Origin of the sequence: Fervidobacterium gondwanense DSM 13020 (assembly GCF_900143265.1) — a bacterium.
GTDB lineage: Bacteria > Thermotogota > Thermotogae > Thermotogales > Fervidobacteriaceae > Fervidobacterium > Fervidobacterium gondwanense.
The window spans coordinates 162,066-175,912 of record NZ_FRDJ01000002.1 but is presented as its reverse complement, the minus strand read 5'-3'; the positions used below and the strand labels follow the sequence as shown (position 1 = coordinate 175,912).

The following is a 13,847-nucleotide window of genomic DNA, read 5'->3' as shown; positions in this document are numbered from 1 at the left end:
AATTATTAGCTTCTGTATTTGATGCTTGCTTGTGCAGCTGCAAGTCTTGCAACTGGAATTCTGTATGGTGATGCGCTGACATAGTCGAGTTTTGTTGTGGCAAAGAACATGATGGATTTTGGATCTCCACCGTGTTCACCACAAACTCCACATTTGAGTTTTTCCTTGACTTCTTTTCCTTTCTCTGTAGCCATCTTAACGAGCTGACCAACGCCTTGTGTATCAACGTGTTTGAATGGGTCATCTTCGAGTATACCTTTTGCAAGGTACTCTGGCAAGAACTTACCAACGTCATCTCTACTGAATCCAAAGGTCATCTGTGTAAGGTCGTTTGTACCAAAGCTGAAGAAGTCAGCTTCTTGAGCAATCTGATCAGCTGTAACTGCCGCTCTTGGAACCTCAATCATCGTACCGACAAGGTATTTAAGTTCAACGCCATGTTGTTTGATAAGTTCATCAGCGGTCTTTATTACAACATCTTTAATGTATTTAAGTTCGTTAATGTGTCCTACAAGAGGAATCATTATTTCTGGAACAACGTCAATTCCTTCTTCTTTCTTGAGCTCTATTGCGGCAAGAATTATTGCTTTCGTCTGCATAACAGCTATCTCAGGATATGTTATGACAAGTCGCACGCCTCTGTGCCCAAGCATTGGGTTGAGCTCGTGGAGTTGTTCAACAACTTTCTTAAGTTCTTCTACGCTTATACCTATCTGAGCAGCAACTTCCGCCATCTGTTCTTCTTCGTGTGGCAAGAATTCGTGGAGTGGTGGGTCAATCAATCTTATTGTAACCGGGTAACCCTTCATTTCTCTGAAGAGGCCTTTGAAGTCTTCTTTCTGGAGTGGCAGAAGTTCAGCAAGTGCTGCTTCTCTTTCTTCAACTGTTCTCGCAACGATCATTCTTCTGACCTTTGGTATTCTGTCCTTTTCAAAGAACATGTGTTCTGTTCGGCACAAACCGATACCCTCTGCTCCGAATTCCCTTGCAACCTTTGCGTCTCTTGGAACGTCTGCGTTTGCCCTAACGCCGAGTTTTCTGAATTCGTCTGCCCATGATAGCAGTTCTGCAACTGGTCCTTCAAGACCGCGTGGTTTGACTGTTGTCACTTTACCGAGGAAAACTTCACCAGTCGTACCATCGATTGAGAGCCATTCTCCTTCTTTGACAACAAAATCTCCAACTTTAAGGAAGCCTTCTTCTTCGTCAACATATATGCTCTCTGCACCAACTACCGCTGGCTTACCAAGACCTCTTGCGACAACTGCCGCGTGCGATGTCATACCACCACGTGCGGTGAGTATGCCTTCTGCTGCGTTCATACCGCCAACATCTTCAGGGCTTGTTTCAGGTCTTACAAGCAGCACTTTTTCTCCTGCTTCAGCCATTTTCTCAGCCTTGTGTGCGTCGAAGTAAATCTTACCTGTTGCAGCACCTGGTGACGCTGGAAGTCCCTTTGCTATAACTTTTGCATTCTTTCTTTCATTTTCATCGAATTTTGGATGGAGGACTCTTTCAATGTCTGACGGCTGTACTCTAAGGACTGCTGTCTTCTTGTCGATAAGCCCTTCGTGTACCATATCAACAGCGATTCTTATAGCTGCCTGGCTTGTTCTCTTAGCATTTCTTGTTTGGAGAATGTAGAGTTTTCCTCTTTCAACTGTGAATTCGATGTCTTGCATATCTTTGAAATATGCTTCAAGTCTATCCATTATTTCAATAAGTTCATCATACGCGTGTGGGATCATTTCCTTCATCTTTTCGAGAGGATATGGTGTCCTTATACCTGCGACAACGTCTTCACCTTGCGCATTTGGCAAGAACTCTCCATAGTGTACCTTTTCTCCAGTGTTTGGATCTCTCGTGAAGCAGACACCAGTACCGCTGTCGTCACCCATGTTACCGAATACCATGGCAACGATGTTAACAGCTGTTCCGAGAAGTTGTCCTTCCTTGATTCCGTGAATTTCTCTGTACTTAATTGCCCTGTCGCTCATCCATGACCAAATAACAGCCTCAATAGCTGCCCATAGCTGTTTATTTACATCTTGTGGGAATTCTTTTCCATGTTTCTTGTAAATTTCCTTGTAAATTTCGACAAGCTTCTTAAGGTCTTCTGCATCGAGGTCTGTATCGAGCTTTACACCTTTGTTAGCTTTCATTTCAGAGAGTGCATTTTCGAAATCAGAGTGAGGAATGCCAAGTGCAGTATCACCAAACATCTGTAAGAACCTTCTGTATGAGTCGTATGCGAATCTTTCATTGTTGGTCATTTCAACAAGACCCTTAACTGTCTCGTCGTTAAGACCGAGGTTGAGGATTGTGTCCATCATTCCTGGCATGGAAATTGCAGCACCGGACCTGACTGATACAAGAAGAGGTTTTATCGGATCCCCAAAACCTTTTCCTGTAACTTTTTCCAACTCTTTAATTGCTGCGTTGACTTGTTCTGCTAAATCTTGTGGATAAGTTCTGTTGTTGTCGTAGTAATACTTACAAACCTCAGTTGTGATAGTAAAGCCAGGAGGTACTGGAACACCGGCGTTTGTCATTTCAGCAAGGTTTGCACCCTTACCGCCAAGCAACTCTTTCATTTGAGCGGTTCCTTCGGCTTTGCCGTCGGCAAAGAAATAAACCCACTTTTTACTCATTTTCACACCTCCAAAATCAAAATTTTAGAAAAGTACCTGTATAATTCTACCATACTTTTCTAATTTCTCGTATACACTCTCTGATAAATTGTTTTTTTCTTTTATGTTAATTTAGGCAAATACCAGCAGGAGTATAATTGAATAAGGTAAGCATTGTCTAAATATGTGCTTATTGAAAGAGGTGTTTAAAGTGGCTAATCTTCTTCGAACTATACTAATAAGCCTTTTGGCATTTCTCATCACAACTGACATAGCTACAAGAAATCTACATAAACAGCTTTCTAAGGAAATTAGGACAGTTCGAATTGAAGGACTGACTTTATCTTACAGAGAGAGCGGTCCTGTTAATGGGAAGACAGTAGTCTTTTTACATGGATTTGGTGGTTCATCATATGATTGGAACTTTTTAATGGGAGAACTATCCAAAGAATATCGGTGTGTCGCATTAGATATTCCACCGTTTGGTCTGTCAGAAAAAAGCGTAACCTTTGATTACTCAGATAGAAACTTGGTTAAAGTAATTATATCTTTCATAGAATCATTAAATATAAACCAATTCACTCTTGTTGGTCATTCTATGGGTGGTTATTTGTCAATACTAACGGCTATCAACCAGCCTGGTCGAGTCGAAAGACTTATCTTGGTGGATTCTGCATTTAGTTTTAGACAATCAAATGAAAATATAAACGTTAATTCGAATGTACCATCAGATGAAGAAACATTCGATAGGCTTACGCTATTGTTAAACGTAGGTTTGAAGACTTATCCTGTTGTGAAATTTGTGTACAGAAATTTCCTCGGTGAGACAAAGGATTTGAAAAATATGGAACACTTTGACTATATTTTCTCACAAAATTATTTCCTGCCTGCGGAAGTACTCGTTAAGTTCTCTAAGGACAAAATTGCACAAGAAGAGATAGAAATAGACTTAAGTAATTTGAACATTCCCACACTTATAATATATGGTGAAAACGACACCATCACACCACCAAGTATAGGGAAGTACTTGTCAGAACATATTAAAAAGTCAAAATTCATTCTGATACCAAGCGAGGGACATTTACCTCTCTGGAATGAAAAAGTTCTTCTGGAGATAAGAAGATTTCTTCGCGAAAGTGAATGAAAAATACCGGTCCGTTCTTTGGACCGGCAACTATGGTATTAAAGCTATACGATAGGCAACACTTAGAGAGGAGGAGTATTTCAGTTTTAAGCAACTGAAATTACAATTCCATACCGCCATCAATCACTATTACTTGACCATTTATATATGTTGCTTCTGCAACAAGAAATCTAACTACTTTTGCGACTTCTTCCGGTTTTCCAAATCTTCTCATCGATATCTTCTCTATCGCTGCTTTTTTTATCTCTTCTGGTAATTTCTCGGTCATTGGAGTCTCAATGAATCCTGGTGCTATTGCATTAACCCGGACGTTCTTTCTTCCAAATTCTTTAGCCAGAGATTTTGTCAGCCCAATCAGTCCCGCTTTAGATGCTGAATAGTTTGCTTGACCTATATTACCTTCCAGTCCAACTACTGACGAAACGTTGATAATAACTCCTTGATTTTTAACGATATCTCTTATGCATGATTTAACCAAGTTGAAAGCACCAGTCAGGTTTGTGTTGATGACGCTATCCCAGTCTTCATAGCTCATTCTATAAGTAAGATTATCCTTAGTAATACCAGCGTTGTTGATTAACATATCAATCCTTCCGAACTTCTGAATCACATCATGGACCGCATTTTCAACACTTTTTCGGTCCGTTATATCAACAACATACTCATTATCAGCGCCTGTTGGAGCGTAGTTGAAACCAATCACCACAGCGCCTTCGTCTGATAGTTCCTTAGCAATTGCCCTACCTATCCCGCCAGATGCCCCCGTCACTATAGCAACTTTTCCATCAAGCTTTCCCATACACGCTTCCTCCTAATACTTTTTCAATCTTTTGAGCTGCGTATATCGCAAGAGCTAATTTGACTGCATCGATTAACGCAAACGGAACTACACCGACTAAAAAAGCCTTACTGAAGTTCTTCAGATACATTCCAAGAACTAACCAACCGTGAAAATAGACTATCGATAATCCTACGAACCCTGCAAAAATATTGCCCAGTTTCCTTCTCAAATTTGCTATCAACAATGCCGAGATAGGAAATGCCCAAAGGTACCCTGCGGTTGGACCAACAAGATGTGATAATCCTGCTGAAAAATTTGCAAAAACAGGTATACCACTTGCTCCAAGTACTAAGTATAGTGCCATAGATACAAAAGCGTCGATTGGCTCAAGTAGAAAACCTGTTAGGAAGACAAATAGCATTTGTAGCGTAATCGGAACACTACCAATAGGGAGTGAAATCTGTGCACCAACTGCTGTCAAAGCTGTAAAAAGTGGTATGAACCCAAGCCGAAGAGTCCTTTCCGATTTATTTTGTGTATATCTGTAATTATTTGCCATCCAAGACCCCCTCCTGAACAACAGCTGTGAAGTGTTTGGCATTAAACTTAGCTTTCTTAAGCATTGATGACAACACGTTCTTAGGTCCGAGCTCAATGAACTCTTCGACACCAAGTTCCAACATTCTGTCGATCGATTGTTTCCAATAAACTGGTCCACTTATTTGCTCTAAGACATAGTGTTTTATCTGATGCGGATCTGAGATTTCTTTTGCAACACTGTTCATAACTATCGGATATTTTGGCTTATTAAATTTTATATGCTCAATTTCCTTTGCCATCTTCTCCCTTGCGCTATCAAGGTATGGTGTATGGAATGGACCAGAAACCTTTAATTCCATTGCTCTCTTTCCTTGTTCTGTTAAATTAATCACAAAAGATTTAATACTCTCTGCTTTTCCACTAACTACGGTCTGTTCATTCGAATTGTAATTTGCGATGTATAATCCTTCATATTTTTTCACAAGTTCTTCAAGCTCTTCAGCAGATACACCGATAACAGCAGCCATACTTCCTTTACCTGGTTCGATAGCTTGCGATATATACTCGCCCCTCTTTCTAACTAAATATATGCCCGTTTCGAAGTCATAAACACCAGCGGCAGCAAGTGCTGTGTACTCGCCAAGACTGTGTCCAGCCACGTATTCAGGTTCTATACCTTTCTTAAAGATCTCAACATATGCAACATAACTTGCAAGATATATTGCAGGCTGGGCATTTTCTGTAAGTTTAAGAGTTTCCTCGTCACCATCCATGATTTCTGTGATAGAAAAGCCTAATACTTCATTTGCTTTTTGAGCGTATTCGTCCCAAGATTCATATTTGGAAAAGTCACTAGCCATACCACTGTATTGAGAACCTTGGCCAGGGAATATGAATGCCCTTATCATATTTTCACCCCCACTTTTTCATCATTAAAGCCCTTTGAATTACTTACAAGACGAGATTTCTCAATCAAATCTTCAATTGCTCTGTGGAATTCAATGATGATATCTTCAATTACTTCTTTTACAGTCTTTATCTCGGTTATTAAGCCTACACACTGCCCTGCCATAAACGAGCCTTCGTCGATATTACCATCTACGACAGCTTTTCTTAAGCTTCCAACTAAGACTTCTTCCGCCTCCTGCAAACTCTTAGTTTCCAATTCTTTTACCTTTTTTGCAAATCTGGTTTCTATAACTCTTGCCGGATGACCGAGTGCTGCTCCAGTTACAACAGTATCGCGTATTGAAGATTTGAGTATAAGCTTCTTAAAATTTTCGTGAGTGTCTGCTTCAACAGTTGCAATGAACCTTGTTCCCATCTGTATCCCTTCAGCTCCAAGAGCGAACATGGCTGCCATTGCTCTACCATCTGCAATTCCACCCGCGGCTATTACAGGGATTTTAACAGCCTTGCACACTGCATTGACAAGTACAAGTGTGGTGACCTCCCCAATGTGTCCTCCAGATTCCATACCTTCCGCTATAACAGCATCAGCTCCGATGCGTTCCATCATCTTTGCCATATTGTCGGAAGCTACCACTGGTATTACTTTAGTGCCAGCTTCCTTAAGCTTTGACATGTACTTACCAGGGTTTCCAGCTCCAAAAGTTACGACTGGTACTTTCTCCTCAATGACCAAATCAACAAGTTCGTCGGCATATGGTGAGACAAGTATAATATTGACACCAAAAGGTCTATCTGTGAGCGCTCTGATTTTGTCAATCGCTTCTTTCAAATGTTCCCTCTTCATCGCACCGGAACCGATTATTCCAAGTCCACCTGCGTTTGACACAGCAGCTGCAAGGACTGGCGTTCCTGCCCAAGACATTCCACCCATGATGATTGGATATTCAATATTCAGTAATTCGCACACTCTGTTCATCTTCATACAGCATCAACCCCACCGTTGTTATTCTCCTTAACGCCAAGCATTAATCTCGCTTTCGCTACAATTTGCCCATTTACAAGCGCTTTTCCTTCAACAAATGTTATTGGACCTTTTTGTTCAAGGAGTTTTACATTGTAAACAAGCTCACACTCTGGCCTTACTTCTTTCTTAAATCTTGCTTCGTCGATACCCAAAAACAACGGAACGGTGTTTGATAAGTCTGGTTTAAGTAAGAGAAGTCCAGCACTTTGTGCAAGACCTTCGATGATATAGACGCCAGGATATATAGGATAATCAGGAAAATGCCCTTTCAAAACAGGTTCATTAGCTGTAATGTACTTCTTGGCTATAATATAATCTTCACCTTTTTCCATAACTTCGTCAACCAAAAGTATAGGTTCTCTGTGTGGTAAAATATTCATTATGTCTTCCCTCTTCATTGAGATGTTAGACATATTTTCCCACCACCACGGAAGCGTTATGGCCACCAAAACCGAAAGAATTTTTGACAAAGTTTCTTATGTTTGCTTTGACTGTTTCACGTGGAATATTGAAATATTCAGGTCCATCAAGTTCTTCAAGGTTGGGCATGCCGTGTACAAATCCCTCGTTCATCTGAATTATCGCACCTATCGTTTCAACAGCACCGGCTGCTCCGAGCAAATGACCAGTGAGTGTCTTTGTTGCATTGACATAGATATTTTTTACATGTTCACCAAAAACTTTCTCTATTGCTTTAAGTTCAACCTCATCACCTGCTGGTGTACTCGTAGCATGGCAGTTAACAAAATCTATATCTTCTGGTTTGAGTGTCGCATCATTTATGGCAGCTTTCATCACCTTAGATGAACCATTGGCTTCTGGATCAGGTGCACTGAAATGATGTGCGTCATCGTTCATCGCAAAACCTTTAACTTCGGCTATTATTCTGGCACCTCTCTTGATTGCAAACTCCTCGGCTTCTAAGACTAAAACGCCTGCACCTTCTCCCATCACAAAACCATCTCTGTTTTTGTCAAATGGTCTCGAAGCCTTCTTGGGTTCATTATTTCTTGTTGAAAGAGCCCGCATAGATGCAAAACCAGCTATTGGAAGTGGTGCAATAGTGGCTTCTGTGCCACCGACTAACACTACGTCAGCATATCCATGTCTTATCAGCATAGAACCTATGGCTATCGAGTGAACAGAGGTTGCACACGCACTAACAGGTGCAAAGTTAGGACCTTTTAATCCAAATTCCATAGCTACAACGCCGCTTGCCATGTTTATTAAGATCATCGGTATCAAAAATGGGCTAACCCTATCCGGTCCTTTTTCTCGCAATACCTCGTTCTGTTCAGATAGAGTTAGAAATCCACCCATACCTGAAGATATCAAAACGCCAACTCGATCTTCAATGCCGTTGAACGTTAGTCCACTCATCTCAACTGCTTGTCTTGCCGCTGCCAAAGCGAATTGTGAGTACCTATCGAGCCTTTTTACAAGCTTTTTGTCCATATATTCTTCTGGTTTGAAATCTTTAATTTCAGCTGCTATCTGGACAGGAAGGTGCGAAGCATCAAATGACGTTATACGATCAATACCAATCTCCATACCTCTAAGATTCCGGGAGAATTCTCTAATACTATTTCCCAAAGGAGACACAACCCCCATACCTGTTATGACGACCTTTCTCAATTTCAAACACCTCCACTGCATTGTAAAGATTAGTCGTTATAACTCTATCCTTTCGCCTATAACCAACCCGAACGCCTCAGGACCAACGTGAGCAGCTATCGCTGAACCTATTGTTGAAGAGCCGATCACACTTGAAGTAGAGAAATTACTAAGCAGCCTTTCTAAATTAACCTTTGTGGAACCGATCGTGTAGCCGCCTACAATAGAATAAGAATTTTCCAACCCTTTGCTCTGAACAAAATTCTTAGCAAGATTAGCCATCGACGATATTGCAAGTTCTACAGAACGAGCTGTTGCAAGTGTGCTGACTTCGCCTTCATTATCTGTCGTGAGAATTGGTTTTATATTCAGAACTTTTCCCAAAAGCGCTTTTGCTTTACCTATTCGTCCTCCTTTATAGAGATATTCCAAAGTTGGCACATAAAACACAAGAAGGCTATTGGAAACTATACTGTCTATAACAGCCTGCGTAAGATTGTCTCGTTTCTGAACATACTCCATAGCCTTTAAGAGGACATATGCTTGCTTTATTGAAGCGGTTTTTGAATCTAAGACCTTTACATTCTTCAGATTTAGCGAATTGACTATATTCTTTATAAGGTCGTGCGTGTTACTAAGTTTTGCAGATATGGTTATTACATATACATACTCACTCTTCTCAGCAGCACCTTTTATTCTTTTTTCGATAATCTCCGGCCTTGGTAGAGAAGTACTCGCGAGTTCACCTTTTAGCTCATCATTATAAAGTTCTTCAGGTGTTATTGTCACTTTGTCATCGTATTCTTGATTTTTCAAAAATACCCTTAGTGGCAAATACTCGACTTCATAAGGCAGATTCAAAGCCTTAGGAATATCACAACCAGTGTCAGTGATGAAAGTTACCATTTTACTCACCTCTCAAAAGATAGCTAGCTGAAGCTCAAACAAATTATATCAACATCAACAAAATTAGTCAAGTTTAATTTTTTTGCTATACATAAAAATAGTTGTTGACAACAAACATTTTATATGGTATATTAATTTGCGTTGGTGAGGAGTCACAACGTATTGAATTTGGAAACTAAAAGTCTTAAGAAGTAGAAGGGGGTATATAATATGGAAGAACTTGAAAGCAAGGTATGTGAAATCATCGCTGAGCAACTTGGTGTTGATGCGTCAGACGTTAAACTGGAAAAGAGTTTGACTGAAGATTTAGGAGCAGATTCCTTAGACATAGTGGACTTAGTTATGGCTTTTGAAGATGAGTTCGGTGTAAAAATCAGTGACCAAGACTTATCAAAGATTAAAACGGTTAAAGATGTAGTGGACGCCATAAAGTTGCGAATTTGATTTGAAAAGTAGATAAGTTCAATAGAGGTCTTGGGTTTGCCCAAGACCTTTTTTCATTTGTTACAAGAATTCTTAAATTTGTGTTTGGATTAGGAATAAAATTCTGATATAATTTTTTTGTAACCCTTCAATAGGAGATGAGATAATGTATATTCTTGGTCACAGAGGAATTCCAACTTTGGTTAAGGAAAACACTCTCGCCTCGCTTTTAAAGGCGATTGATCTTGGAGCAGACGGTATCGAGACGGACGTTAGACTAACAAGAGACGGTGTTCCTGTATTGATTCACGATGATAATCTTTCAACTTTTGATGGAAGCGATCTTAAAGTTCATGATTTAACTTTAGCTGAGCTAAAAGAACATTCTTGTGATGGACTAACCATCCCTACGTTAGAAGAGTTTCTAAAGGCAGCTCCTGATGGCAAGTGCTTGAATATAGAGCTGAAAGAATACGAGGCTGGCGAAATTGCATTAAAGATGTGTGAAGAGCTTTATCAGGGAGAAATAATATACAGTTCGTTTAACCATACTCTTATTTCGGAACTAAAGCAAAAGTATCCAACTCTCAAGTTCGGATATCTTTTTGATGATCGCCACCTTTCAATGAGTGACGAAGGAATATTACAGTTATTCAAAACTAATACATACAGTGCACACCTTCCTATTGAAGGTTATATGCAGTATCCTGAAAGACTGAAAAGTATACTGAAGGAACTTAAAAGGCTTGATGTAAAGATTGTATTCTGGACTGTGAATTCAAAGGATGTAATTAAAGATATTTTTGATTTAATAGATTATGTTATCACCGATGATGTCAGGCTTTTTATCTAATCAATAATCTATAACCATGTGGGGTGTCTAAAAAGATGAGAAAACTATTCATAGTTTTATTTTTAATGTTCCTTGTCGTCTACACATGGTTTAATTATTCTTCTAAAACTGTTGGATATGTTTACAACCCAATTACACATGCCGATGACTATCTCAGTGAGAAAAAGGCAGTGCTAAATCTTGTTACTTTTAACACTTTGGGAAACGTCGACAAAGCATTTCAGTATTTTTCCAGACTCGGAATTAAGTTTGTTATAGGTCCATCAATGTCAACAGATGGAATGAAAATATTGCCATATTTAAAGAAATACAAGATGCTTTCGATCTCTCCAACAATTTCCTCTACGAAGCTTTTGAATTCAGGTTATTTTTATTCTCTCACTCCAAGCAATTTGCAAATAATAGATGTATTTAAAAAGTACCTTAAATTATTCGAAGCCAAACGTATATTGCTTGTTCTGGATGATAATAATAGAGAATATGCCGACGAATTTAAGAGCTTACTGAACGTGTTTGAAGGCAACTACGTTTATTATGATGATGTAAGTTCTCTTTTTTCAATTGAGATTAGCCAATTTGATACGGTTATCTTGACAACTATAGGCACAGAATCTGCTAAAATAGTGAAATATATTAGGACAAAAGATGACGATGTAAGAATAATAGTAAGTGAGGCAGCTTTCACTCCTGAGTTCCTCTCGTTAGGCGGAAGTGTTGTTGCAAATACATATGCAATAGTTCCTTCCTTAAGCGTTCGAAACACGGAGACAGAGCTAATAGAAGAATGTGAGAGACTATTAACGGATCATAGGTTTTTATCAATTGAGCAGATGAAAAGGTTTTTAAGCAGATCAATCATAAACACCAGAGAGGGATATTTGTACTTTACACCAGATGGAATAAGTCAGAAAATAGGTCTTTACAAAGTGATAGAAGGACAGTTCAAGGAGGTATTTTTAGAGTGAAAGCAAAATACATCATAATTATCCTTGTTCTCTCTTTAATAGTTTTTTTGTTTTCGACTTACTTATACTTTTCTTCAGTTTTGAATTACTCATCGGTATATCTCAAGAATTTCGCGATCACAATTGACAAGCACATAGAAAACAGAATAGGCATAATTACTGAACTTTCGAACGATTTTAAGATAAACGATTACGATTATTCAAATTATCTTAAAATGGGGCCGAACAGTTATTTGCCTGGTATTTCGACTAAAGAATATTCTCTAAAATACGTGACGAAGGAAAGCGATAAATTGATACTCATAGAAATACCTTTTTCGGCGATCGTCTTCCCTTCAGATGACTATACCGTAGCTATTTCATTAGACGGAAAAATTGTTTACTCAAACAATTATGGCTTGATTGGTGCATTGGAGAACAATACGCTTCCAAGATTTCTCAAGCATTCAGCAACAACAAATTCAAAATTCGATATTTCAATCATTCCGGCAACCGAAATCACATTGCTTAGAGCCTCCATCATGGCTCTTTGGGGATTCATACCTCTGATTGCATTCCTCTCGATCAACCGAATTCATTGGAATAAACAGAGAGATTTGGAGAAAGCTACAGAAGCTCTGGAGACAATAATTAACGATATGATTATGCGTGTAGAAACTGGCGAGCATGTAGAATATAAACCAATTGAAACTCAACATGAACCTCTGAGAAAGATACAGCAAGCTTTGGAAAACTTGTTTTCAAGATACGTTGAAGCAATTGAAGGGTATAAATCGACAACAGAAGAACTTGAGAATACAATGTCTCAAATTGAAGAGATGCAATCAGCTTTAGAAGAAAGAAATTTTCTACTTATTAATACTTTGGCTGAAACGGTGGAGCTTAAAGACGTTGGCACAGGTGAACATTCAAGGAAGGTTATGCAGCTTTCTTTATCAGTTGCTTCAAGGCTCGGAATTGTTGACCCCGAGGAACTCAACGCAATAAAGTACGGTGCAATATTGCACGATGTTGGAAAGATTGGAATACCCGATAGAATTCTCCTAAAACCCGGAAAGCTAAGTTTGGAAGAGTTCGAAGTTATGAAAGAGCATACAATATTAGGAGAACGTGTCGTCTTACAGATTCCAGGTTGGGAACTCGTAGCGGATATAGTCAGGCATCATCATGAAAATGTAGATGGTAGCGGATATCCTGATGGTCTTTCAAAAGATACACTAAGCCTCAGAGCGCAAATTGTAGCACTTGTTGACGTTTATATAGCTCTTACCGAAGACAGACCGTATAGGAAGGCATTGACTCCATCAGAAGCCTTAGAACTTATGCAAACCATGGTTGGCACTAAGTTCGATCCTGAGCTATTTAATGTATTCAGGGAAACTGTTCTTGAACACTTTTCAAATTCTGACATTCTTTTAAATAATCATGGAGAATCACGCGAATTCGAAGATAAAGATAACTTACCCGGAGAGATGCGTGTATGAAAGTAGAGAAATTTAGTCTAATCCTTTTAACTATATTTGCTGTATTGTTTATAGTAAGTTATTCTCATAGTCTGAAAATATCAAATGAGTTAGAGCAGACAAAAAAGGTAGTCAAAGCGTACGAACTTTACGTAAATAATGATCAAAACTTTGAAAAGTTCGTTTCTGAAAATGACCTGAAAGATCTGGTAAATCTGGTTTCAAAACAAAAAATAACGTCTATACGAACGAAAATAGATAATGCCAAGAGCGCTTACAGAAATGGTAATTATTCAGAATCGGCTGATATATTGAGAACCATCAAAGACGAGGAAAACCCTTGGGCTGATGAGATATACTTTTACCTTGGAATGTCACTTTACAAAATTGGAGAAATTGAAAGTGCAAAACTTTTCCTGTCATCGTTTATAGATAATTTCCAGTATTCAATATACAGAAAAGAGGCTTTGATGTTGCTCAGAGAAATATCGATTGGAGACATGAAAAAACGAGTCGAAGAAGCTTTGAATAAACTATCAACTTCATATTAGTCTCCTTCTAAAATCATTAATTTTTTTTCTCGGAGGTCTAG

14 protein-coding genes are annotated in these 13,847 nt (G+C 39.0%); 6 read left to right on the top strand and 8 right to left on the bottom strand.

Annotated features, from left to right (window positions below; all coding sequences use genetic code 11):
- Nucleotides 1-5 precede the first annotated feature (5 nt).
- On the bottom strand, nucleotides 6-2,651 hold the full coding sequence (gene ppdK, locus BUA11_RS03035; protein ID WP_072758187.1) for a pyruvate, phosphate dikinase: 2,646 nt from the start codon (nucleotides 2,649-2,651) through the stop codon (nucleotides 6-8).
- Nucleotides 2,652-2,841: 190 nt separating this feature from the next.
- Between ppdK and BUA11_RS03030 the strand changes: the two genes are divergently transcribed.
- Nucleotides 2,842-3,774 (top strand): alpha/beta fold hydrolase, encoded by a 933-nt coding sequence (locus BUA11_RS03030; RefSeq protein ID WP_072758185.1) that lies wholly within the window; start codon nucleotides 2,842-2,844, stop codon nucleotides 3,772-3,774.
- Nucleotides 3,775-3,874: 100 nt separating this feature from the next.
- Here BUA11_RS03030 and BUA11_RS03025 read toward each other — a convergent pair whose 3' ends face one another.
- From BUA11_RS03025 to BUA11_RS02995, 7 genes are read right to left on the bottom strand one after another with little or no spacing between them, the layout of a single operon-like run.
- Nucleotides 3,875-4,573, bottom strand: coding sequence for a beta-ketoacyl-ACP reductase (locus BUA11_RS03025; RefSeq protein ID WP_072758184.1), 699 nt, complete (start codon nucleotides 4,571-4,573; stop codon nucleotides 3,875-3,877).
- Entirely contained in the window at nucleotides 4,560-5,114 is a 555-nt protein-coding gene (locus BUA11_RS03020; protein ID WP_072758182.1) for a biotin transporter BioY, read from the bottom strand. The genes BUA11_RS03025 and BUA11_RS03020 overlap by 14 nt, the downstream gene beginning before the upstream one ends.
- Entirely contained in the window at nucleotides 5,104-6,000 is an 897-nt protein-coding gene (gene fabD, locus BUA11_RS03015; RefSeq protein WP_072758324.1) for an ACP S-malonyltransferase, read from the bottom strand. Before fabD ends, BUA11_RS03020 begins: the two co-directional genes overlap by 11 nt.
- Nucleotides 6,000-6,983, bottom strand: coding sequence for an enoyl-[acyl-carrier-protein] reductase FabK (gene fabK / locus BUA11_RS03010; RefSeq protein WP_072758322.1), 984 nt, complete (start codon nucleotides 6,981-6,983; stop codon nucleotides 6,000-6,002). Before fabK ends, fabD begins: the two co-directional genes overlap by 1 nt.
- Before the next feature lie 2 nt (nucleotides 6,984-6,985).
- A complete protein-coding gene (gene fabZ, locus BUA11_RS03005; protein WP_072758320.1) occupies nucleotides 6,986-7,429 on the bottom strand; it encodes a 3-hydroxyacyl-ACP dehydratase FabZ in 444 nt (147 codons plus the stop codon).
- 7 nt (nucleotides 7,430-7,436) lie between these two features.
- The gene (gene fabF, locus BUA11_RS03000) at nucleotides 7,437-8,666 is read right to left on the bottom strand and encodes a beta-ketoacyl-ACP synthase II (protein ID WP_072758180.1); all 1,230 of its coding nucleotides are present in this window, start codon (nucleotides 8,664-8,666) and stop codon (nucleotides 7,437-7,439) included.
- A gap of 36 nt (nucleotides 8,667-8,702) precedes the next feature.
- Complete coding sequence (locus tag BUA11_RS02995) at nucleotides 8,703-9,551, bottom strand: DegV family protein (protein ID WP_072758177.1); 849 nt, start codon at nucleotides 9,549-9,551, stop codon at nucleotides 8,703-8,705.
- 210 nt (nucleotides 9,552-9,761) lie between these two features.
- Between BUA11_RS02995 and acpP the strand changes: the two genes are divergently transcribed.
- The 5 genes from acpP (at nucleotide 9,762) to BUA11_RS02970 (ending at nucleotide 13,806) form a co-directional block, all read left to right on the top strand.
- A complete protein-coding gene (gene acpP / locus BUA11_RS02990; protein WP_072758175.1) occupies nucleotides 9,762-9,995 on the top strand; it encodes an acyl carrier protein in 234 nt (77 codons plus the stop codon).
- Nucleotides 9,996-10,140: 145 nt separating this feature from the next.
- Nucleotides 10,141-10,827, top strand: coding sequence for a glycerophosphodiester phosphodiesterase family protein (locus BUA11_RS02985; protein WP_072758173.1), 687 nt, complete (start codon nucleotides 10,141-10,143; stop codon nucleotides 10,825-10,827).
- Nucleotides 10,828-10,862: 35 nt separating this feature from the next.
- A complete protein-coding gene (locus BUA11_RS02980) occupies nucleotides 10,863-11,792 on the top strand; it encodes an ABC transporter substrate-binding protein (RefSeq protein ID WP_072758171.1) in 930 nt (309 codons plus the stop codon).
- Entirely contained in the window at nucleotides 11,789-13,276 is a 1,488-nt protein-coding gene (locus tag BUA11_RS02975) for an HD-GYP domain-containing protein (protein WP_072758169.1), read from the top strand. Before BUA11_RS02980 ends, BUA11_RS02975 begins: the two co-directional genes overlap by 4 nt.
- On the top strand, nucleotides 13,273-13,806 hold the full coding sequence (locus BUA11_RS02970; RefSeq protein ID WP_072758167.1) for a tol-pal system YbgF family protein: 534 nt from the start codon (nucleotides 13,273-13,275) through the stop codon (nucleotides 13,804-13,806). Before BUA11_RS02975 ends, BUA11_RS02970 begins: the two co-directional genes overlap by 4 nt.
- The last annotated feature ends 41 nt before the right edge of the window (nucleotides 13,807-13,847 follow it).

Bases quoted from the DNA above. Each gene is read 5' to 3' on its own strand.
- BUA11_RS03020 (WP_072758182.1), bottom strand. From the start codon at position 5,114: ATGGCAAATAATTACAGATATACACAAAATAAATCGGAAAGGACTCTT.
- ppdK (WP_072758187.1), bottom strand. From the start codon at position 2,651: ATGAGTAAAAAGTGGGTTTATTTCTTTGCCGACGGCAAAGCCGAAGGA.
- fabK (WP_072758322.1), bottom strand. From the start codon at position 6,983: ATGAACAGAGTGTGCGAATTACTGAATATTGAATATCCAATCATCATG.
- fabZ (WP_072758320.1), bottom strand. From the start codon at position 7,429: ATGAAGAGGGAAGACATAATGAATATTTTACCACACAGAGAACCTATA.
- BUA11_RS02970 (WP_072758167.1), top strand. From the start codon at position 13,273: ATGAAAGTAGAGAAATTTAGTCTAATCCTTTTAACTATATTTGCTGTA.
- BUA11_RS02995 (WP_072758177.1), bottom strand. From the start codon at position 9,551: ATGGTAACTTTCATCACTGACACTGGTTGTGATATTCCTAAGGCTTTG.
- BUA11_RS02980 (WP_072758171.1), top strand. From the start codon at position 10,863: ATGAGAAAACTATTCATAGTTTTATTTTTAATGTTCCTTGTCGTCTAC.
- acpP (WP_072758175.1), top strand. From the start codon at position 9,762: ATGGAAGAACTTGAAAGCAAGGTATGTGAAATCATCGCTGAGCAACTT.
- BUA11_RS03025 (WP_072758184.1), bottom strand. From the start codon at position 4,573: ATGGGAAAGCTTGATGGAAAAGTTGCTATAGTGACGGGGGCATCTGGC.
- BUA11_RS02985 (WP_072758173.1), top strand. From the start codon at position 10,141: ATGTATATTCTTGGTCACAGAGGAATTCCAACTTTGGTTAAGGAAAAC.